Source organism: Occallatibacter sp., assembly GCF_035317045.1.
GTDB lineage: Bacteria > Acidobacteriota > Terriglobia > Terriglobales > Acidobacteriaceae > Telmatobacter.
Genome location: NZ_DATHHT010000013.1, coordinates 1 through 20,763 on the forward strand (window position 1 = coordinate 1; position 20,763 = coordinate 20,763).

At 59.4% G+C, this 20,763-nt stretch carries 16 protein-coding genes; 12 read left to right on the forward strand and 4 right to left on the reverse strand.

Annotated features, from left to right (window positions below):
- The 3 genes from ftsA to VK574_RS06100 all read left to right on the forward strand — a co-directional run.
- A partial coding sequence (gene ftsA / locus VK574_RS06090) for a cell division protein FtsA (RefSeq protein ID WP_472798933.1) occupies positions 1-691 on the forward strand: 691 nt, incomplete at its 5' end.
- 43 nt (positions 692-734) lie between these two features.
- Positions 735-2,132 carry a cell division protein FtsZ gene (ftsZ, locus tag VK574_RS06095; protein ID WP_472798934.1) on the forward strand — a complete coding sequence of 466 codons (1,398 nt, stop codon included), beginning with the start codon at positions 735-737 and terminating at the stop codon, positions 2,130-2,132.
- Between the two features lie 276 nt (positions 2,133-2,408).
- The gene (locus tag VK574_RS06100; RefSeq protein WP_472798935.1) at positions 2,409-3,656 is read left to right on the forward strand and encodes a penicillin-binding transpeptidase domain-containing protein; all 1,248 of its coding nucleotides are present in this window, start codon (positions 2,409-2,411) and stop codon (positions 3,654-3,656) included.
- 308 nt (positions 3,657-3,964) lie between these two features.
- On the opposite strand, the gene VK574_RS06105 is transcribed toward VK574_RS06100, so the two are convergent.
- Complete coding sequence (locus tag VK574_RS06105; protein WP_472798936.1) at positions 3,965-4,180, reverse strand: hypothetical protein; 216 nt, start codon at positions 4,178-4,180, stop codon at positions 3,965-3,967.
- Positions 4,181-4,533: 353 nt separating this feature from the next.
- On the opposite strand from VK574_RS06105, the gene VK574_RS06110 reads away from it, so the two are divergent.
- Both VK574_RS06110 and VK574_RS06115 read left to right on the forward strand, forming a co-directional pair.
- A complete protein-coding gene (locus VK574_RS06110; RefSeq protein ID WP_472798937.1) occupies positions 4,534-5,505 on the forward strand; it encodes a VTT domain-containing protein in 972 nt (323 codons plus the stop codon).
- Between the two features lie 88 nt (positions 5,506-5,593).
- Positions 5,594-7,585 carry an alpha-L-arabinofuranosidase C-terminal domain-containing protein gene (locus VK574_RS06115; RefSeq protein ID WP_472798938.1) on the forward strand — a complete coding sequence of 664 codons (1,992 nt, stop codon included), beginning with the start codon at positions 5,594-5,596 and terminating at the stop codon, positions 7,583-7,585.
- Positions 7,586-7,946: 361 nt separating this feature from the next.
- Here the strand turns inward: VK574_RS06115 and VK574_RS06120 are convergent, their stop codons facing one another.
- Together VK574_RS06120 and VK574_RS06125 are read right to left on the reverse strand one after the other, a co-directional pair.
- A complete protein-coding gene (locus VK574_RS06120; protein WP_472798939.1) occupies positions 7,947-8,144 on the reverse strand; it encodes a hypothetical protein in 198 nt (65 codons plus the stop codon).
- A 91-nt stretch (positions 8,145-8,235) separates the two neighbouring features.
- Positions 8,236-9,381 carry a S53 family peptidase gene (locus tag VK574_RS06125; protein ID WP_472798940.1) on the reverse strand — a complete coding sequence of 382 codons (1,146 nt, stop codon included), beginning with the start codon at positions 9,379-9,381 and terminating at the stop codon, positions 8,236-8,238.
- Positions 9,382-9,576: 195 nt separating this feature from the next.
- On the opposite strand from VK574_RS06125, the gene VK574_RS06130 reads away from it, so the two are divergent.
- The 6 genes from VK574_RS06130 to VK574_RS06155 all read left to right on the forward strand — a co-directional run bounded on the left by VK574_RS06130 (position 9,577) and on the right by VK574_RS06155 (position 19,558).
- The gene (locus VK574_RS06130; protein WP_472798941.1) at positions 9,577-11,244 is read left to right on the forward strand and encodes a UbiD family decarboxylase; all 1,668 of its coding nucleotides are present in this window, start codon (positions 9,577-9,579) and stop codon (positions 11,242-11,244) included.
- 67 nt (positions 11,245-11,311) lie between these two features.
- Complete coding sequence (locus VK574_RS06135; protein ID WP_472798942.1) at positions 11,312-11,899, forward strand: redoxin domain-containing protein; 588 nt, start codon at positions 11,312-11,314, stop codon at positions 11,897-11,899.
- Positions 11,896-14,169 carry a tetratricopeptide repeat protein gene (locus tag VK574_RS06140; protein ID WP_472798943.1) on the forward strand — a complete coding sequence of 758 codons (2,274 nt, stop codon included), beginning with the start codon at positions 11,896-11,898 and terminating at the stop codon, positions 14,167-14,169. The genes VK574_RS06135 and VK574_RS06140 overlap by 4 nt, the downstream gene beginning before the upstream one ends.
- 49 nt (positions 14,170-14,218) lie before the next feature.
- Positions 14,219-15,097: a hypothetical protein gene (locus VK574_RS06145; RefSeq protein WP_472798944.1), complete on the forward strand. Its 879-nt coding sequence runs from the start codon at positions 14,219-14,221 to the stop codon at positions 15,095-15,097.
- A 136-nt stretch (positions 15,098-15,233) separates the two neighbouring features.
- Complete coding sequence (locus tag VK574_RS06150) at positions 15,234-17,993, forward strand: protein kinase domain-containing protein (RefSeq protein ID WP_472798945.1); 2,760 nt, start codon at positions 15,234-15,236, stop codon at positions 17,991-17,993.
- Between the two features lie 80 nt (positions 17,994-18,073).
- Complete coding sequence (locus VK574_RS06155) at positions 18,074-19,558, forward strand: YXWGXW repeat-containing protein (protein WP_472798946.1); 1,485 nt, start codon at positions 18,074-18,076, stop codon at positions 19,556-19,558.
- A gap of 116 nt (positions 19,559-19,674) precedes the next feature.
- Here the strand turns inward: VK574_RS06155 and VK574_RS06160 are convergent, their stop codons facing one another.
- Positions 19,675-20,244, reverse strand: coding sequence for a hypothetical protein (locus tag VK574_RS06160; RefSeq protein ID WP_472798947.1), 570 nt, complete (start codon positions 20,242-20,244; stop codon positions 19,675-19,677).
- Positions 20,245-20,282: 38 nt separating this feature from the next.
- Here VK574_RS06160 and nuoI point away from each other — a divergent pair, with 38 nt between their 5' ends.
- The gene (nuoI, locus tag VK574_RS06165) at positions 20,283-20,753 is read left to right on the forward strand and encodes an NADH-quinone oxidoreductase subunit NuoI (RefSeq protein ID WP_472798948.1); all 471 of its coding nucleotides are present in this window, start codon (positions 20,283-20,285) and stop codon (positions 20,751-20,753) included.
- Positions 20,754-20,763: the final 10 nt, after the last annotated feature.

A 20,763-nucleotide genomic window follows, 5' to 3' on the forward strand; every position in this document is an offset into this window, starting at 1 on the left:
CTGCGCCAACCGTGCCGGACTGGAAGTTTCCGAGGCTGTGCTCGAGTCGATCGCGGCGGCAGAGTCAACGCTCTCCGCAGATGAGCGCGAACTCGGCGTTTGCCTACTCGACATCGGTGCGCATTCCAGCGACATAGTTGTCTTCTTTGAAGGAGCGGTGGCCCACACGGCATCGGTTCCTATCGGCGGTGCACATTTCACCAACGACCTCGCGGTTGGGTTGCAGATGCCCGTTGCGCAAGCCGAGGAACTGAAGCGGCAGTATGGCCACGCAGTAGTTACGGCCGTCCCACTTGAAGCAGAGATCGAGATCAACAATCCCGAGCCGCAGCGTCTCGTATTGCGCACGCTTGCTGAGATTCTCGAGCCGCGAGCACGAGAGCTTCTATACTTTGTAAAAGAGAGCCTTCGCCAGGGCGGCGTGCTTGAGGCTCTCGGCGCAGGATGCGTGCTGACCGGCGGCGGAGCCATGCTTCCGGGTATGCTCGACGTGACAGAAAGCCAGCTTCGCGTTCCAGCCCGCACGGGAATGCCGGTGCGGCTCTCGAACATGCCAGGTGAATTAGTTCATCCCAGCTTTTCCACTGCCATCGGAATGCTACTGTATGCACATCGCACACGTGTCACCCGTGCGGCAGAAAACAACAGTTTGCGCGCCAAGCTGCGCGCCATCTTCGCAGCGAGTTTCTAAGGCAAGGATCATGTCAACTACGAACGGGGAGGCGCCAGCCGCTATGGATCAGCAGAAGATAGAAGCCGCAGATTTGCGCATTCAGTTTCACGATGAAGAGCAGCGCGGGGCGCGAATCAAGGTCATTGGTGTTGGCGGTGGCGGCGGCAACGCCGTCAATCGCATGATCCAGGCAGGCCTCGAAGGCGTCGAGTTCATAGCGGCGAATACAGACGTGCAGGCGCTGAAGCTCTCTCTTGCCCCGATTAAGCTGCAGCTTGGCGTGCGGCTGACCGCCGGACTCGGTGCGGGAGCGAATCCCGATGTAGGCCGTCGTGCGGCACTCGAAGATTCAGAGAAGATCATCGAGGCGCTGGAAGGCGCGGACCTGGTCTTTGTGACCGCTGGTCTCGGCGGAGGCACGGGTACCGGAGCGGCTCCCGTGATCGCGTCGCTGGCCAGCGAGATGGGTATCCTGACCGTCGCGGTCATCACGCGGCCGTTCGCGTTCGAGGGGAAGCGCCGCCTGCAGCAGGCTGAGCGCGGCCTGAAAGAACTGATTGAGAGCGTCGACACGATGATCGTGATCCCCAACGAGAAACTGCTTGCCGTGGCAAAAGACGCAGGCTTTTTTGAGAGTTTCCGTATTGCGGACGATGTTCTGCGTCAGGGCGTGCAGGGCATCTCTGACATCATCACAATCCCCGGCATCATCAATCGCGATTTCGCCGATGTGAAGACCACGATGGCCGGCATGGGCCACGCGGTGATGGGGACAGCGATTCGCTCCGGCGACAATCGCGCCAAGGAGGCAGCACAAGCCGCAATGGCATCGCCGTTGCTCGACGCAGGTGCAATCGACGGAGCACGCGGCATCCTCATCAACATTACTGGCTCCAGCAATTTGAAGCTCTCCGAGGTCAACGAAGCCTCCTCCCTTATCCAGAGTTCGGCACACGAAGACGCCAACATCATCTTCGGCGCGGTGCTGGACGAACGCATGGGCGACGAGGTGAAGATCACGGTGATCGCGACGGGTTTCCGCGACCAGATGCCCGAGCGCCGTGCGCGCATGCTGAATGTAGAAGAGATGCCGGTGGTCTCGGTTCCCGTGGTTGCAACAGATGCGTGGATGCGCGAGAAACCACCTGTTGCACCGCCGGCTCCGGCGCCTCTGCGGTTCATGAGCGAAGACGATGACGAGGAGTCCTGCGACGAAGAAGCCGGCGAACCGGAGTTTGTGGCTGCAGCTGTCCGGACCAGTCACACGGAAGCCGCGGAGGAGGCGACGTTTGCGCCGCTTCCGCGCGATTATGCTTCAGACTTTGGTAACAGCGTTCGCACCCCGGTGATTACCGAGGAACCGGTTTCGCAGCCGGCTGTAAGTCCTTTGTCTGCACCTTCCAACGATGAAGAGAGGGACTTGGATGTTCCGACGTTCATGCGCCGGATGAAGTTCTGATGCAAGCTACCCGAAATCGGGGACTTGCACTGAATCCTGAGCGCGGTATAGTTCAAAGTAGCTCTCGAAAACCAGGGGTCAGGACAAGTACTTCTGCATCATTGATGTTGTTTCCCCGAAATGTTTGTGGGCGAGCGCCGTTCAAGTCAGCCGGTGACACCACTCACATACTGCGGCAAGAGCGTGTGTGATAACCAGTTTGAGTTTCAGGACGAAATGCGCTGCTGCAGGGCAGACGCATGGCTCGCAATCCACTGTTGAGGGGAATTGTTCCGGATGAGACTGTCTTGCGCCTTTGCCTTGGGAATCGCCGTCGTTGGGATGAGTGTTGGCACCTGCAGCGCTGCTGCGCTTGACGTGCAGCACCCCGTGCATCACTCGAAGACCGCCAGCAAACACCTGGCCGTTCGGCATACCCATAGCTCCGCCCATTCCAGATCAGTTGCAACCCATCGCGTTCACTCCACGGCATCCTCCTCGGCTACGCTTCATCATGCGGTTCTTACTCGGCGCCATCGTCATTATTACGGCGAGCGTTTCACTGCGAGTTCCTTTGCAAAGGGCGACATCTTTGCGGAGGACGTTACGGCCGGTGAAGATCCGTTGGTTCGCCAGGCAGCTATCGACGCGCTGGGCGACATGAATGGCACCGCGGTGGTGATCGATCCCTCGAACGGCCGCATTCTGGCCATGGTCAACCAGAAGCTGGCGCTTTCACCGGGCGCAGAGCCCTGCTCCACCATCAAGCTTTCTGTGGCTCTGGCCGCATTGAGCGAAGGTCTTGTCACGCGCGATACTCCTGTGAAGCTTGCGGGCTTCCGCATGAACATGACGGACGCTATCGCAAAGAGCAACAATCTTTATTTCGAAGAACTCGGCCGCGAACTTGGTTTCGAACGCGTTCGCCACTATGCCACCCAATTCGGGCTGGGCGAGTTGGCCGGTTACCACATTGAAGGCGAGCAGCTCGGCGCATATCCAACCGAAGCCATTCCGACGTCGGAAGGCGGAGTCGGCCGCATGTGCAGTTTCGGGCAGGGCGTCTCGATGACCCCGCTGCAACTTGGCGCCTTCGTGGCTTCGCTCGCCAATGGCGGAACGCTCTATTACCTGCAGCATCCGACTTCGGCTGAGGAAGTTGCCGCGTTCGAGCCCAAGGTGAAGCGGACACTCGACATCGCCCGCTACGTTCCGGACATGCAGGATGGCATGGCAGGCGCGGTCCAATATGGAACCGCACGCCGTCTGCGTGCCAACTTTCAGGAACTGCCGGTCTTTGGAAAGACGGGAACCTGTTCGGACAAGGGAACGCGTTTTGGCTGGTTCGCATCGTACTCCGACACACCGCAAGGGGCCCTTGTGACCGTGTTCTTCCTCGAGGGCGGCCGACCGACCTTCGGTCCGCGCGCTGCCGAGCTGACCGGAGAGTTCTACAAGAACCTGTGGGATCGCAATTACTTTGCCGACAAGGGCGTCCAGGCGCACGCCAGATTGCAAGAGACGGGCACGACGACTGCCCGGTAATTCTCCAAAATTCGCAACGACGAGAGCCGCCTCCGGGCGGCTTTTGTATTGGCGTGAGAAGTGCCGGAGTGCCGGGTCAATCGGACGGATTTCCTTCGCATACCCCACCCCAGATCTCTGGGAGGAAGATCTCTGTTTTTAGAGAGTTAAAGGATTTCGATTCTGGTATTGCGGATGGAGTCGCGATGGCTTGGCGGACGAAGATACCGTGATGGCTCCACGGAAGAAGATTGGCACGATGCCCTTGCGGCAAGGGCGCCGGGATCACCGACGCTGAGCCAGATGGAACGGCGAGGAATCATGCGAGTTCAGAAGTGGTAGTGTTCGAGTGCCCAGAGAAACAGAAAGATCAACACGAAAATCACGGTGAAAGCCAAGCTGTAGCCGAGGACCCGCCCCACCGGGCCGTATCGCACTGATTCCCAGCGATCTCGGAGAGAGACAGCCTTTTTCGGCACATCGCTGTTTTTGCTGGAGGCGCCCGGTTCGCCAAAACCAGGCACATTCTTGTAAATATCATTCATGAGCGCAATCTCCGAGGAAACCGGTTGCGATGCATTTGCATGGTGGGATGAAGGCTCCATTCCGGAGCAGGCGAGTCCGTTTGCGTGGTCCCGCCGGTTTTATTGGCCCGTGGCGGATGGTGTCGCGAGGAGTGAATTCGTTTCAATATTCGCGGAAATTATTTTTTGACTTATGAAAGCATCTCTATTGCCAGAGGGGCGCGGATTTTGACGGGGGGGGGAGGGGGTAGATTGATTTGAAACGAATTCAGTTCACCTTCATCGGATAGAGTGAGGTTAGCCGTTTGCCGTTCCTGCCGCACCCGGCGACCTGAACCCAAATCAGCACATCGCTCCACAACTGGATTACGACTATGGCTCTCCCCGAACACATTCTTCTTACGTACAGTTATCTGCTGCTCTTCGGCTGGGTCCTGGTGGAGCAACTCGGGATCCCATTGCCTGCGACGCCGGTGCTGCTGGCGGCGGGCGGCTTGTCGGCAGAACACCAACTCAGTTTTGGCGCGGCGTTCCTGGCGGGATTCCTGGCGTGCATGACCGCGGATACAAGCTGGTTTCTGATAGGGCGGCGGTACGGGCATCATGTACTGAGGATTCTCTGCAAGCTTTCGATGGAGCCGACGATCTGTGTCCGGCGCACGCAGGACTCGTTTGGGCGGCGACGCAGCGTGATGCTGATGTTTGCCAAGTTTGTGCCAGGGCTGGCGACGCTGGCAGCTCCGGTGGCGGGCCAGAACGGGATGAACCTGGGACGGTTCCTGTTCTTTGACGGAATCGGCGCGAGCCTATGGCTGCTTGCGCTGCTGACGGGCGGGAGGCTCTTCGGCGACGCGCTCAAACGCAATCCGAACCTGCTGAACTGGGTCGGACGTTTCTCTGGTGTGATTCTGCTGCTGGGCGTGCTGGGATTTTTCCTGATGCGACTATATCGCAGACGGGCGGTTCTGAAAAAGCTGGTGTCGTTGCGGCTGGAACCGGAGGACCTGAAGGCGCAGCTCGATGCCGGCGAGCAGGTGTACATCGTCGATCTGCGTCATCCACTGGAACTGATGGCGGAGCCCTACACGCTGCCGAAGGCACAGCACTTCTCGCCGGATGCGCTGGCGGCGCGACATGGGGAGATTCCGCGCGATCGGGATGTAGTGCTGTTCTGCACATGTCCGAGCGAGGCGACTGCGGCGAAGACGGCGATGACGCTGCACAAGCTGGGAATCGAGCGCGTGCGGCCGCTGCGCGGCGGGTACGACGAATGGAAACGGCTTGGATATCCGCTGGATGAGATTCCGCCGGTCAATCCGCTGGTGCAGGTGGCGATCGCGCATTAGACCTGTATCGAAGGATGAAAGAGCCGCTTGAATGCATGCATTCGGTCTACAGGAAATCCGAAACTGCTATAAGATGGGCGCAATTCTTATGCGCACAACAACTGGTTTCTCGTTTCTCTCGCTTGCGCTGTTTTCCATCAACCTCTGGAGCCAGGATCAGAATAAGCCGGTCGTGATCGCCGTGGATGCGGCGCATCCCGGAGCGGCAATTTCGCGTTCCATGTTCGGGGTCTTTTTCGAAGACATCAATTTTGGCGCGGATGGCGGCTTGTACCCGGAGCTGGTAAAAAATCGTTCGTTCGAGTTTCAGGACCCGCTGACGGGCTGGCACCAGGATCTCGGCATCAGCAAGACCGGCCTGGCCAATCCACGGGGCGAAATCAGCATTCGCATGGAGGCACCCCTTTACCAATCGAATCCGCACTATCTGAATGTTCGCGTCTATGAGCCGGGGTACAGCTTCTGGAACTCGGGTTTTCGCGGCATGGGGGTGGCGGACGGCGCGGAGTATCGCTTCTCGGCCTATGTGCGAAGTCATGGAGCCAAGGCAATTCGGGCGACGGTTACGGATGAGAACGGCCGCGAAATCGGCAGCGGAAAGCTGGAGGGATTTGGTGCGCAATGGAAGCGCTACGAAACGGTGATTCGCACGAGAGCAACTACGCAGCATGCTCGGCTGAATCTCTATTTCGATGAGCCGGGCGCGCTGGATCTGGACATGGTTTCGCTGTTTCCCGTGGACACGTGGAAGCACCGCGAGAACGGCCTTCGTAAAGACCTGGTGCAGCTGCTCTACGACATGCATCCGGGATTTCTCCGCTTTCCGGGCGGGTGCATCGTGGAGGGACGTCAACTGGCGACGCGCTATCGCTGGAAGACCACCGTGGGCGACATCGCGCAACGAAGGACCATCATCAACCGCTGGAACGACGAGTTCGATTTTCGACCTGCGCCCGACTACTTTCAGTCATTCGGGCTGGGATTTTATGAGTACTTTCAACTTGCGGAGGACATCGGGGCAAAGCCGTTGCCGATTCTGAATTGCGGCATGGCTTGCGAATTCAACACCAATGAAACCGCAGCGCTCGACCAGCTTGATGAGTATGTGCGCGATGCACTCGATCTGATTGAATTTGCCAATGGACCGGTCGATTCGCCGTGGGGCAAGATCCGCGCGCAGATGGGACACCCGGCGCCGTTTCACCTGACGATGATCGGTGTAGGGAACGAGCAGTGGGGGCCGCACTACGTGGAGCGGTACAAGATTTTTGCGGCGGCGTTGAAGGCGAAGCATCCCGAGATCAAGCTTGTGGTGGCGGCGGGGCCCGCTCCCGCGGGCGAGCCTTTCGAAAGCATGTGGACGACGTGGCGGCAACTGAAGGCAGACATTGTGGACGAGCACTACTACATGGGGCCGGAGTGGTTTTTGTCGAACACCAGCCGCTATGACCACTACGACCGTTCGGGGCCGAAGGTGTTTGCGGGCGAGTATGCGGCGCAGACGGCAGGGACAACGAGCGCCGAGAATCGCAACAACTGGAAGGCGGCTATCGCTGAAGCGGCGTTCATGACCGGGCTGGAGCGGAATGGCGACGTGGTGGAGATGGCTTCGTATGCTCCGCTGATGGCGCATGTGGATGCGTGGCAGTGGAAGCCGGATGAAATCTGGTTTGACAATCTCCGTTCGTACGGCACGCCGAATTATTACGTGCAGAAGCTCTTCGCCAACAATGCGGGCACGCGAACTGTTCCGGTGACGATGCAGGGGGAGCCTATGCTCTATTCCAGCGCGACGCTTGATGAGGGAAGTCACGAACTGGTGGTGAAGGTGATCAATCACTGGGCGCATGCACGGCCCGCGGAGATCAGGTTGAACGGGATAAACGTATCTGGAACAGTGAAGGTGACGACGCTGGAGGCCGACCCGCAGGCCGAGAACAGCTTCGACCATCCGACTGCGGTGGCCCCGGCGGCTTCGACGGCGGATGTACGATCGGGGAAGATTACGACAGAATTGAGGCCCTATTCGGTAACTGTGTATAGGGTTCCTTTGCAAAACCAGACGGCTGGATTGAGGTGACTTTTGTAAGGGTTCACATTTCCGCGGGGTTGGATATACTTTGCGAGCCAACTTCCCGATCACCGATCGGGCAGCGAATCGAGCTGGACCCTACCGATGTTGCATTGGTGGGTCGGCGCGAAGATCCGGCATAGGTTCCGGATCGCGGGCTGAAGCTGACGCCGATAAGCAGCGTTGTCTTCTCCCTATCATTTTGGTCGAGACCGGCCCCGTGGGTGGATGCCTTCGGGGCTGATCTGCGTTTGGGACCAAATGATTCTGGTTAGAGAAGGACCTCGAAATCCCAAAGGGGAAATCCGACACACCTACAGCGACAAGTTTCGTGTTGACCCGCTTCCGTGGCACCCTGCTGAGCGTGCTGCTATTTCGAAAAGATTCCGGAGCTGTTTCTGCCGTATTGCGAGGCGCCTTTGTGCGCCGCGCGGTTGATTATCCGATTCAGCCGCTTGCTGGTGACAAAGGGCTTGGGCTCTTCGTTTTCGCCTTCTGGCTTTGGAAGGCTCTCTGCCTCGGGTTTCGCTTTGTCGACTTGAAGATGGAGTTGAAGTGGCGAGTCCATGTCTTTCACCTCCAACAGTATTCTGCGCCGATTTTCGGCGGAGTCAAGCAGGGGGCGCGGGCGAATCCAACAACTGTGCTGGAAACTCTGACTATCCAGTGATTTGCGCGTTCGGGTTATGACCGGCTGCACCGGTGGTGAACAGAGCTGCTAGCTTGTTGCCGATGGGGGAGCCTATGCCCGTACAGGGGTCGGGGCCGGGGCCGGCGTTGTAGATGCCGTAGCCGCCGCTGGTGATGTCGTTGAAGTCGCCCTGATTTTGATAGAGCGATGGCGTGACGAAGCCGAGTTTTTTCCCGAAGGCAGCAAATAACCCTGCATAGAGCGGTGCCACGGCGCTGGTGCCGCCGACGACGGTTGTGGTTCCGTGGACGACGACATTGTAGCCGGTGTTGGGATCGGCGTCGGCGGCGACGTCGGGGACCATGCGGCCTTTGCCGTAAGGGGTGTTGGCGGGTGGCGCGGGAATGCCGATCTGGAAGCTCTGCGCGGGGAAGATGGTGGAGTAGCCGCCGCCGGTGCCTTCGCCGTTGCTCTGGCCGGGGCTGTCGTTCCAGACGGTCTCGACGGTGGAGGTTTTGTAGGTGCCTCCGCAGCCCACGACATGCGGGCACGACGATGGGGCGTCGACATTCGCGGGTGTTGAGCTGCCGTCGCTGGAGTCGTTGTCGCCCGAAGCCGCGAAGACCACCATGCCGAGGTTTGTTGCTGTGGAAGCGGCGGATTCCATCTCCTGCGCGGCGGTGGTGCCCCAGGTGCTTTCGTCGGCGCCCCAGGAGATCGAGCAGATATCGCAGCCGTCGCTGGCAGCTTTCTGGACCGCGGAGGCGATGTCCTGCGACCAGTACATGCGAATGGTGGCGGCCTTGCCAGTGGCGGCGTAGTAGGCCGCGCCTGAGACTTCAATATCGAGGGCGACTTCGTAGTCGGGATCGCTGTTGGAACCGGGGCTCTGATTGGGGCTGTTCTGGGTGCCGTCGACGGAGACGTCGGTGATCTGCGGAACGGGTTGGTTGATGGATTTGAAGTACTGGTCGATGTCGGACTGGACCCATCCGCCGCCGAGTTCAACGATGGCGATGACACCGCCGCCGGCAAGGGCCGTGGGCCAGTTATAGGCGGCGCAGAGATTGGGGGTGGTCCAAGGCGCAGGGGCCTGGGGGCCGATCTGGATATGCGGTGTGAGGCGACGGAGCTTGAAGTAGGGATGGCAGGGAACCTGCGGGGATGGAGGCATGATGGAGTCCCTCGGTGGTTTGATCGCGATCTCCTCGGTTAGATGCTGGTTTTTGAGCACCGTGTATCGTTGGGTGATTTCGGAGAAACGAAAGTCATACGCTGTAACGGCTTAGTATGAAGGGGAAGCGGTGAAGTACTCTTCACGAGCGGAAGCGACTTGTGGGAATCCTAAAACAATCGCTGGAGAAATGCCTTGGCTTATGACGATTTGCGCGACTGGATCAGGACACTCGAAAAGAATGGCGAACTCAAGCGGATTCGCGAAGAGGTCTCGCCGGATCTGGAGATGACGGAGATCACCGACCGGGTGTCGAAGATAGGAAAAACAGGGAGCTGGCACCAGGGATTAGGGAACAGGGGAAACACCCCGTCGATTGAAGGAAAATATGCTCCCGGTGGCCCTGCGCTGCTGTTTGAGAACGTGAAGGGTTTTCCGGGACACGCGGTGCTGATGAACCAGTTTGGCAGCGAGCGGCGCATGGCGATGGCGCTGGGCGTGGAGCGGCTGGAGCAGATTGGCGAGCGCATCAAGGGGCTGATGAATGTGAAGCCGCCGGGGGGCGGGTTCCTCGACAAGCTGAAAATGCTGCCGCAGCTGGCGGAGTTGGGGAACGTATTTCCGAAGTCGGTGATGGCGAAGGAAGCGCCGTGCAAGGAAGTAATTCTGCGCGACGGGTTCGATCTGAACGCGTTTCCGATTTTGAAATGCTGGCCGCACGATGGAGGGCGGTTTATCACGCTGCCGTGTGTGCATACGAAGGATCCGAGGACGGGGAAGCGCAATATCGGGATGTATCGCATGCAGGTGTACGACGGGCAGACGACGGGGATGCACTGGCAGCGGCAGAAGGTGGCGGCGGAGCATTATCGGGAAGCGATGCGGAGGGCCGCCTCGTGGACGGGTGAAACGGAGGGGTCGGCGTCGGCGCGCGTGGCTATGATGGCGGAGAGCGCGGGCGGGGCGGTGACGATTCCTGACGGGCCGATTGGCGGATTGCCGCAGGTGACTCTGGGAAATCTGAAGGGATCGCGTCTTGAAGTGGCCGTGGCTATCGGAACGGAGCCGGCGACCACGTTTGCGGCAATTGTGCCGGCGCCTCCTGAAGTTGAGGAGTTCATGATCGCCGGATTTCTGCGCGGGAAGCCGGTGGAGATTGTGAAGTGCGAGACGGTGGACCTGGAGGTTCCCGCGAGTGCGGAGATTGTGCTGGAGGGCTACGTCGAGCTCGGCGAATTGCGGAGCGAAGGGCCGTTCGGCGATCACACGGGCTTCTACACGATGACGGATGAATATCCGGTGTTTCACCTGACGTGCATTACGCATCGCAAGAACCCTATCTATGCGGCGACGATTGTGGGCAAGCCGCCGATGGAAGATGCGTGGATGGGCAAGGCCGTGGAGCGGATTTTTCTACCTGCGATGAAGCTGACGATTCCCGAAATCGTGGACATCAATTTGCCGGTCGAGGGCGTGTTTCACAACCTGATGCTGGTGTCGATCAAGAAGAGCTATCCGGGACAGGCGCGCAAGGTGATGAATGCGATCTGGTCGCTGGGGCAGGCGATGTTTACCAAGTGCATTGTGGTGGTGGATGAGGACTGCGATGTGCAGGATATCGGCGAGGTGGTGCTGCGGGTGACAAACAACATCGATCCGGAGCGAGATATTCAATTCACGCTCGGGCCCGTGGATTCGCTTGATCACTCGGCGCGGATGCCGAATTATGGATCGAAGATGGGGATTGACGCGACGCGGAAGTGGAAGGCGGAGGGATTCGAGAGACAGTGGCCGGCGATGATCGAGATGGACAGCGTGACCAAAGCGAAGGTGGATGCGATGTGGGCAGCGCTGGGGCTGTAAGGGGTGCATTGTTCCATCGGCTTTTGCTCTGCTAAGATGCTGAAAAGCGTGAGTGTCAACCTATCCCATGCGCACTCTTCCCCGACGTTTCGCAGTGTTTGTTTTGTTTCTGGCTTTATCGTGCGGGCTGGCGCATTCTGCGGAACCTTACGGCGTGGACCTGCAGGGCAAGCCAGTTCAGAAACTTGCCGGGCCAGACACTAAGTTTGTGGTGCTCATGTTTGCCGCCAGCGATTGTCCCATCTGCAATCGATACGCGCCGGAGATCGCTCGCCTCGATCATGAGTTTGCATCGCGTGGTGTGCGCGTCTGGTGGGTTTTCCCCAATCCTGAAGACACTGCGTCGATCGTTGCCCGGCACAACCAGGAGTTTGCTATCAAGGAGCGCACCGTGCTGGATTCGAGGCAGACACTGGTGCATCTTGCGCACATTACGGTCACGCCCGAAGCAGCCATCTTCAGAGTCGATGGCCAGGGCATGCACCAGATTTATCGTGGCCGCGTCGATAACCGCTATATGGCAATCGGAAATGAAAGACCTCTGCCCGACCATCACGATCTTGAACTCGCGCTGGCTGCGGCGGTCGCCAATGAGCCCGTTCCGAAGTCGACTGGGCCGGCGGTGGGCTGTTCGGTGGTCTTTCTACAGAAATGAAGGTCGCTGCAATCATCGCGATATTGCCGGCGATCGCGACGTGCGTCTGCCTTCTGGGACGTCCGCCGGAATCGACCACGCACACTGCGTCAAATCAGCAAATCTCTTCGTCCGTGCAGGCTGCAGGCGAGCCGGCAACCGATGACGTTAAGCCGACATGGAGCCGCGATGTAGCGCCAATTCTCTACAAGAATTGCGCTACATGTCATCACCCCGGAGGCGGCGGTCCTTTCAGTTTGCTGACTTACGCCGATGCTCACCGGTGGGGTCCGCAGATCCTGATGGTTACACAATCTCGATTCATGCCACCATGGTTGCCGGAGCCGGGATATGGAGATTTTGCGGATGTCCGCCGTCTGGACGATCGGGATCGCGCTGTTTTGAAGCGATGGGTGAGCGACAAGATGCCCGAGGGAAATGCCTCGGCTGCGCCATCGGCGCCGCACTATAACGAGACGTGGCTCATGGGCAAGCCGGACCTGGTTCTCAAGGTGACGCACCCGTTCACCTTGAATGCCGGGGGTACGGATGTCTTTCGCAATTTCGTTTTGCCTTATCCGCTGAAGCGCACCGAATATGTGCGAGCGATGGAGATTTTGCCGGGCACGCCGAAGATCGTACATCACGCCAACGTGGTGATTGATCGCACCGGCAGCCTGCGCCGCCAACATCCCAACGACTGGGAAAGCGGCATCGCGGGGATGGAACTCCTGGTGGACTCGGGGAACCGATTTGATCCGGATAGTCATTTTCTGTTTTGGAAACCGGACTCGCCGGCGCTTGTAGAACCGGCCGGAATGCCGTGGCGGCTCGATCCCGGGAATGACATGATCCTGAATATGCACTTGAAGCCGTCAGGAAAACCGGAGACTCTGGATGCGCAGGTGGGTCTGTATTTCACGCCCGATCCGCCGGTGAAGCAGCCTATGCTGCTGGCGCTGGAGCGCGACGACAAACTCGATATTCCCGCCGGCGACGCGGATTTTGTGGTGGAAGACTCGTTGACACTTCCGATCGATGTGGAGGTGTTGGGCGTTTATCCGCACGCGCACTATCTTGGGCACGACATGAAGGGCTGGGCCATTCTGCCGGATGAACAGAAGAAATGGCTGGTGTGGATTCGCGACTGGGACATCGACAGGCAAGCGGTCTATCGCTACAAGGAACCAATCCTGCTGCCGAAGGGAACGGTTCTGCACATGCGGTATTCCTATGACAATTCTTCGGCGAATGTGCGCAATCCTCACTCGCCGCCCGTCAGGGTTCGAGCAGGCAATCGGTCAGAGGATGAAATGGCGCATCTCTGGCTGCAGGTGCTGCCGGTGAAAGTAGCGCCGGATTCTGCGGATCCACGCCTTCTGCTGGAAGAGGCATGGATGCGCAGCCGGTTGAGCAAGACTCCAACAGACCAGGTAAGCCTCTACAACTATGCCGCCGCGTTGACGGGAGAAGGCAAGTTTGCGGAGGGGGTTGCGGCATTTGGAGACCTGTTGAAACTCGCTCCGGCGGACGAACGCACGCGCGCCGCAATGGGAGTAGCGCTGGATGGAGACGGCAAGTGGCAAGAGGCGATCGAAACTTTTCGCGGTGTGGTCCAACAGAATCCGCGAGCGTGCGATGCGCGTTTTGATCTGGCCGATCTTGAATTGCGCCATGAGCAACTGTCGAACGCGGAAACTGACTATCGCGCGCAGATCGGCGCCTGCCCTGAGGATGCGGATGTCCGGTCCGGCCTTGGCGCAACTTTGGAAGCGGAGAACCAGGGGAATGCCGCGCAGGCGGAGTTTCGCCGGAGTCTTGAAATAGCGCCGGGGAATCTGCGAGCGCTCATGGGTATGGCGGAATTGAAATCAGATTCCGGCGACTTCGCATCGGCAGTACAAATTCTGAAGCAGGCAACAAATCTCCATTCCAACTCCGCGGATGCGCACGAGCAACTCGCCCGAGCCTATGCGCAGTCCGGCGATCAGAATTCGGCATTGACGGAGTTGAAGAGTGCAGTCCAACTGGCACCGAACGATCCTCTTCTGCATTCGGCGCTTTCGCAGGTCCTTGCGTCGATTGGGAGCTTTGCCCAAGCAATCGAGGAACAGCGCAGCGCGCTCAAGCTTTTTGAGGGTGACGCTGACGGATGGAACAACCTGGGAGTGCTGGAATCGCGGACCGGCCAAACCGCCGCGGCTCGCGCAGACTTCGAACATGCATTGCGCCTGCAGCCGGATCACCGGCAGGCCAAGGCGAACCTGGAACACCTGCAGGAAAAGAACTGACATCATAAACATCCTCCGATTCTGCAGTCGCGTTTGGTAGCCTGAATACATGCGTGGTCTTCCCCGTTGGGCCATTGCGGGGCTTCAGGTCCTGACGATGGCGGCTGTTTCTCTCTCCTCTGCTGCGCAGGCTCCCGAAGCATTTCGCTGGATCGATTTTCATCCGCGGGACGATCAGGACGTGGTGGTGTGGGTGACGCGCGCGCTCGACGGGCAGAAGTGGACAGCGATTCGCGAGATCGGCGTGCAATATGATGCGGCGCTGGTGATTACGACCTTTCGCGCTTCCCCGCAGGCGTCGCCGAATCACGATACCTTCTCCATCTGGAGCGTCTCGCTGGCTAACCGGGAGTTAACGCACATCGCCGATGGCGTGAATCTGCGCCTGACGGACTGGCTGCTGCTGGAAGTGGGACAGGGCAGGGAACTGGGCGCGCTCTACGACGACTGCAATGACTGCCAGGCTACGACGTATTTCACGACGCTGCACTACGATTTGCGACAGCATACGTTTGCGGGGCGGTGGATGACGGGCGGCAAGGCCGTTTCGGTGTGGAGCACGAATGCGCCGATGGGCGTGACGCAAGTACAGGTATTTGCGGTGATGGCCGATGACAACGGACGCGAAACGCTGGGCACCTGGAACCATCTCGACTACGGCAAGGACAAGCCGTCGGAAGATGCGGTGAACCGGTACGATATCGAGCCGCAAAGAGGCACGGAACGGTCAGTAGTGTTGACGGGAAAGGACGCGGCGAGCATGAAGGACCGCCTGTGCCGTGCACAGGACGCGGTGCCGGGGTTGAGCCGCGGACAGGATTCTTCGCTGTGTCAAGTCAGCGTGAAGCCGCGCACGCTGCGGAAGCCGGTGACGACACCTCCGGCCAATAATCATGGGCAGTCGCGTCCGCCGGGTGCGAGGCAATAGCGTGAGAACAGGCATCGTTTGCGCACCCGGGCTGTATTTGCTTGAATTCTAAAAACGACAGGGACGTTACGCGCTGGGCGGTAGCTGAATTGTTACTCAACTAGCACGTGCGTGGATCTGCCAGTCTGAGGAATCGATGGACACACTCAGTCCAGACCAATGGCAGGCGCTCAGTCCATACCTGGACAAAGCGCTAACCATGACAGGCGAAGACTTGTTGGCTTGGCTGTCTTCCCTTCGGACCCAGAATCCGGAGCTGGCGGGCCAGCTGGAGACTCTCTTGCGTGAGCACCGCGCGCTGTCCGAGGAGGGTTTTCTCGAAACCCACTCCGTCAGATTGCCGGACGGGCCGGGCCTCGCGGGACAAGAGGTTGGTGTCTATACATTGATCTCGGAAATCGGCCAGGGCGGCATGGGCAGCGTCTGGTTGGCGGAACGAAACGACGGACGATTTGACCGGCGGGTAGCGGTGAAGTTCTTGAACATGGCGCTCATCGGAAAGGAAGGTGAGGAACGATTCCAGCGCGAAGGCCGAATACTCGCCCTTCTGGTTCATCCGCACATCGCGGAACTCATTGATGCGGGAGTGTCGCAGTCGGGACGCCCCTATCTCGTTCTCGAGCACATTGAAGGCGATCACATTGATCGCTATTGCGACCAGCACCGGCTCTCGGTCGAAGCGCGCATCCGGCTGTTCCTCGATGTGTTGCGGGCCGTGGCGCAAGCGCATGCCAACCTGATAGTGCACCGAGATATCAAGCCGTCGAACGTACTGGTGCGAAATGACGGCCAGGCGAAACTGCTCGACTTCGGTATTGCCAAGCTTCTGGAAGGTGAAGGGCAGGCCGGCGAGCAGCCGCTCACGGTAGAGGGCGGGCGAGCAATGACGCCCGAGTGCGCCGCTCCGGAGCAACTTCGAGGGGAGGCCATCACGACCGCAACCGATGTCTATGCCTTGGGGGTGCTGCTGTACGTGTTGTTGACCGGACAACATCCCGCGGGGCGCGGACCGCACACATTAGTGGATCTGGTCAAGGCGATCATAGACGTGGATCCGATGCGGCCTTCGGATGCCGTGCTTCCCAGCGGCCAAGACCTCGAAGCCGCCGTCCGGAATGCCGCCCAACGCAGCACGACTCCCCACAAGTTTTGCCGGTTGTTGCGCGGAGATCTCGACACGATTGTGTCTCAGGCACTGAAGAAGGAACCGACAGAGCGCTATTCCTCCGTCACGGCTCTGGCCGATGATCTTAATCGTTATCTCAAAAAGGAGCCGATTAGTGCGCGCCCGGATACCCTGGTGTATCGTGCGGGCAAGTTCGTGCGCCGGCACAATAAGGCGGTTGCGCTCGCCATGGTCGCGATTGCGGCTACGCTAGCTGGGCTTATCGGCACTTTCGTGCAGGCGCGAAATGCGCGCCTGCAGCGCGATTTCGCGCTTCGTCAGTTAGCCCGCGCACAAAACACGATCGAGTTCAATGAATTCTTGTTATCTGACGCTGCTCCTTCGGGAAAGCCGTTCACTGTCAACGAATTGCTGGAACGTGCCGAAGACACGCTCGCACGGCAGAACACCGGCGATGAAATTTCGCGGATAGAACTCCTCGCTGCTATCGGCGATCAGTACTCTACGCAGGACCAACCTGCGAAAGCTCGCCGCGTCCTGGAGCAGGCTTACACGCTGTCCAGAACAGTTTCTGACAGTTCGGCCAGAAGCGAGGCCTCCTGTTCCCTTGCAGGCTCCCTAACCCGGGATGGCGAATTGACGCGTGCTGAGGCTCTCGTGCAGGAAGGGCTGCGAGAGCTACCGCCGGGATCACAGTACGACTTCGATCGGATTTTCTGTCTGCGCCGAGGCAGCGAGGTAGCCCAGGAACGCGGTGATTCGCAGCAAGGAATCGTGCGAATGCAGACCGTATGGGAGATGGTGAAGCGATCACCTTTTGACTCCGACACGCTCGAGTTGCAACCTCTAATGGAACTGGCAGAGGCCTACCGCGTGGCGGGGCAGAATCTGCTTGCCGACTCCACATTCAAACGCGCAGGTGAATTGATGACGGCCTTGGGACGCGATAATACGCAAAGTGCAGTCGCGCTCTTCAACGACTGGGCTTTAGCGCTGGACCGGCTGGGGCGGCCCCTCGAAGCAGCGAATCTTTTCCGGCGGGCGATCAACATCAGTCGCGCCGGATCAAGCGAAGAGGCCGTCTCTCCGTTGCTCCTGAACAATTATGCCGGGACACTGCGTCAACTGGATCGTCTCGATGAAGCGGCTGATTATTCCGAACGGGCATACGCCAAGGGACTCCAAACCGGTGATCAGGACGCGGTCTATCATGCGCTAAACACCCGTGCTCTGGTCTACATCGACCAAAGAGATTTCAAGCGTGCGGCAAGCATGCTGGCGGAACTGGAACCGATAGTGCTCCGAATCTTTCCGCCGGGCCACTACTGGTTTGGCTCACTGGCCTCAGTACAGGCACTGCTCGCGTTGGGGGCAGGTGACTTTAAAACGGCACAGCTTCTTGCCGATCGTGCTGTGAATATCGTAGAGGCCGCGAGCAAATCCGGGCAGGCGGCCAGCGACTTTCTTCCGATTGCGCTTCTCCGCCGAGCTACGGTGGAGTTAGCAGCCGGTCATCCAGATCAGGCCGACGGCGATGCGCGGCGGGCTCTGACGCAGTTGCAGTACGCAAACCCTTCGGGGGAGTCTTCGAGCGTAATCGGACGCGCATATTTAACCTTGGGCCGCGCCCTGCAAGCCCAGGGCAGACCCGACGAGGCTCGCGCGGTTTTTCGCTCAGCCGCGGAGAATCTGCAATCTGCCCTTGGCCCGGATAGTCCTGACACCCGTAGCGCCCGCCAGAGCGTAGCGCCAGAAACCAAAAGTAGATAGTCGGCATAACGATAATTGCAACTTCGTTGATACAAATCCTTCCCCTCCAACGGCATCCAAGCAGCCGTAGAGGTACAAAAATGAAGATTTTTTCCCGATATATATGGTTTGTGTTGCTCACTACTGTGATTTTTGTCAGCGCGGGTGCCTGCAAGAGCAATCAAAATCCCGAGGCTGCTCAGACCCAGGCTCAGGATCAGAATCCTTCGCAGGACCCGGCTGCGGCGAATGTCGCGCCCGTCGCGAATGCATCGGCGCAGAGCGCAAGCTACGATACGAACGCGCCCGCTCCGAGTGCTCCACCGCCAAGTAGTTCCGCAAGCTACCCGGCGCAGCAGCCCGGTGCAGACGATTCAGGCCAGTATCCCCAGGATCAGTCAGCGGACGACAGCTACGATCAGCCCGTCGAATATGCAACGCAGCCTCCGCCTCCGCTGCCGGAGTATGACCAGCCGCCCTGTCCGGGGGATGACTATATCTGGACGCCGGGCTATTGGGACTACGCGTCGGATGGATACTACTGGGTGCCGGGCGCATGGGTGTATGCACCGTACCAGGGAGCGCTGTGGACGCCGGGCTACTGGAGCGATGATCGCGGCCGGTATGGATGGCATCGCGGCTACTGGGGACGCCACATTGGGTACTACGGCGGAATCAACTACGGATTCGGCTATGTGGGTTACGGCTACCAGGGCGGGTATTGGAACGGCGATCGATTCGCTTATAACCGCACCGTGAACAATGTGAACACAACGGTGGTTCATAACGTCTACAACTACCGGGTGGAGAACCGCACAACGAATGTGAACCGGGTGAGCTACAACGGTCCGGGCGGAGTGCAGGTGCGTCCGAGGCCCGCCGAAATGGTGGCGGTCAGGGAACAGCACACGCCTCCGATGAGCGCGCAGGTGCAGCAGGTGCAAGCGGCGAAGAGCGACCGCGGCAACTTTGCCAACACGAATCATGGGCGCCCGCAGAACGTGGCGGTTACGAAACCGCTGCCGGCGGACCACAACATCCATCCCCCGGCGCCGGTTCCGATGAACCGGCCTGAGCCCGGATCGAATGGCAGACCGGGCCAGCCAACGCAGCAGCCTCAGCCGCGGACGAATGAGCCGTCTCGGCCGAACCAGCCGATGCCAAACCGGCCTGAAGTGAGGCCGCAGCCCGCACCGAACCAACCTGGGATGAGGCCGCAACCCGCGCCGAGGCAGCAGGAACCGCAGCCGCAGCAACAGCAACATCCGGTGCCGCGGCCGGAACGTCAGCAGCCTGCTCCTCTTCGGCAGGCCCCGCAGCAGCATGCGCAACCTGCACCTGAACGGCAGGCGCCGCCGGAGCCGCGCCGTCCGACAGAAGAGCGGCGGCCTGCGCCTGCCGAGCGTCCACAGCGCCAAGAGCCCGCGCCGGCTCAGCATCCCGCTGCAACAAGGCCGGCGCCGCAACCGCATGAGACAAGGCCGGCCCCGCAGCCGCACGAGCAGCACGCGGCTCCAAAGCCTCAGCAGGAACACAAACCTGAGCCCAAACCCAAACCGCAAGAAAAAGAGAAGAAGCCGCAGTAGTTACGTGGAAAGAGAGAGCGGTCTTGTTCTGGATCCAGAGCAAGGCCGCTCGATCAGACAGATGGCGAGAGAAGGGATTCAACGGATGGAATGCGCGGCAGACCGGATCAATTGCATCAATCGGCAGCCTGCACCTTGATGGAGATAACGCCGCGCACCCAGCGTGCCGGACGGCGTTCTCCGGAGCAGACAAGTTCAATAGGTCCGTTGTCGGCGAGAGGTTTGCCGTCGACGCTGTCGACAAGCAGTACCGAGCCGTTATGCACATCGGGTGAGACTTCGCCGAGCGAATAGACGACCTTGTTGCCATCCCGACCCTCGGCAACGACGTAAAGGCGAAAATCCTTTCCCTTGAGCTTCTGCGGCACCCCGAGTTCGACCAACAGAGCTATCAGCGGGACGCCAGAGTAGGTTTCCTGCGCCTGGGTGCGCTCATTGATCGCCTGAATGGTTTCGTGAGGAAACTGGGCAAGCTTGGGCGCTGTCCACTCTGCCGACTTTTTTCCATAGCTGATTTTCAAAGGGGTAACCATCTCGTCGCGACCCTGATCGGCTTGCTGGCGCGTAAGAGTCGTATCCGGCGGCGGAGGGGGACGCATGGGACGGTCGGGTCCGGATTGCGCGTCAGTCAAAGGTGTTGCGAGCAATAGAGACAAGAGAAGCGCGTGCTTACCCATTGTGGGCATGGGTGGTTGCCTCCAGGCATCCATCGTATACTGGGGCTATGTCGGTTGTGCGCAATATCGCCGCGATTGCCAAGGGGATGAGCATCACCTTCGGGGAAATGCTGCAACCCACACATGTGGAGAACTATCCCGACGGCAAGGGCCCGATGCGGGGTGCCGTATTTGAGCAGCGCTTCAGGGGCGGGCATGTGCTGCAGCGGGATGAGAACGGGCTGGAGAAGTGCGTAGCATGTTTTTTGTGCGCGGCAGCCTGTCCGGCAAATTGCATTTACATCGAAGCAGCGGAGAATACCGAGGAGCAGCGAATTTCGTCGTCGGAAAGGTACGCCAAGGTCTACAACATCGACTACAACCGGTGCATCTTCTGCGGATACTGCGTGGAGGCTTGCCCGACCGATGCGATTACGCACGGACACGCATTTGAGTTGGCCAGCCTGAACGCCACGAACCTGGTGATGCGCAAGGAAGATATGCTGCTGCCGGTAAGTGCGATTGCGGCAGCGAGGTAGCGACTCCGCC

Excerpts from the sequence above, each read along its gene's own strand:
- VK574_RS06125 (WP_472798940.1), bottom strand. The coding sequence starts at position 9,381 with ATGCCTCCATCCCCGCAGGTTCCCTGCCATCCCTACTTCAAGCTCCGT.
- VK574_RS06135 (WP_472798942.1), top strand. The coding sequence starts at position 11,312 with ATGCGCACTCTTCCCCGACGTTTCGCAGTGTTTGTTTTGTTTCTGGCT.
- VK574_RS06150 (WP_472798945.1), top strand. The coding sequence starts at position 15,234 with ATGGACACACTCAGTCCAGACCAATGGCAGGCGCTCAGTCCATACCTG.
- nuoI (WP_472798948.1), top strand. The coding sequence starts at position 20,283 with ATGTCGGTTGTGCGCAATATCGCCGCGATTGCCAAGGGGATGAGCATC.
- VK574_RS06110 (WP_472798937.1), top strand. The coding sequence starts at position 4,534 with ATGGCTCTCCCCGAACACATTCTTCTTACGTACAGTTATCTGCTGCTC.
- ftsZ (WP_472798934.1), top strand. The coding sequence starts at position 735 with ATGGATCAGCAGAAGATAGAAGCCGCAGATTTGCGCATTCAGTTTCAC.
- VK574_RS06115 (WP_472798938.1), top strand. The coding sequence starts at position 5,594 with ATGCGCACAACAACTGGTTTCTCGTTTCTCTCGCTTGCGCTGTTTTCC.
- VK574_RS06100 (WP_472798935.1), top strand. The coding sequence starts at position 2,409 with ATGAGACTGTCTTGCGCCTTTGCCTTGGGAATCGCCGTCGTTGGGATG.
- VK574_RS06160 (WP_472798947.1), bottom strand. The coding sequence starts at position 20,244 with ATGCCCACAATGGGTAAGCACGCGCTTCTCTTGTCTCTATTGCTCGCA.
- VK574_RS06105 (WP_472798936.1), bottom strand. The coding sequence starts at position 4,180 with ATGAATGATATTTACAAGAATGTGCCTGGTTTTGGCGAACCGGGCGCC.
- VK574_RS06140 (WP_472798943.1), top strand. The coding sequence starts at position 11,896 with ATGAAGGTCGCTGCAATCATCGCGATATTGCCGGCGATCGCGACGTGC.
- VK574_RS06155 (WP_472798946.1), top strand. The coding sequence starts at position 18,074 with ATGAAGATTTTTTCCCGATATATATGGTTTGTGTTGCTCACTACTGTG.
- VK574_RS06120 (WP_472798939.1), bottom strand. The coding sequence starts at position 8,144 with ATGGACTCGCCACTTCAACTCCATCTTCAAGTCGACAAAGCGAAACCC.
- VK574_RS06145 (WP_472798944.1), top strand. The coding sequence starts at position 14,219 with ATGCGTGGTCTTCCCCGTTGGGCCATTGCGGGGCTTCAGGTCCTGACG.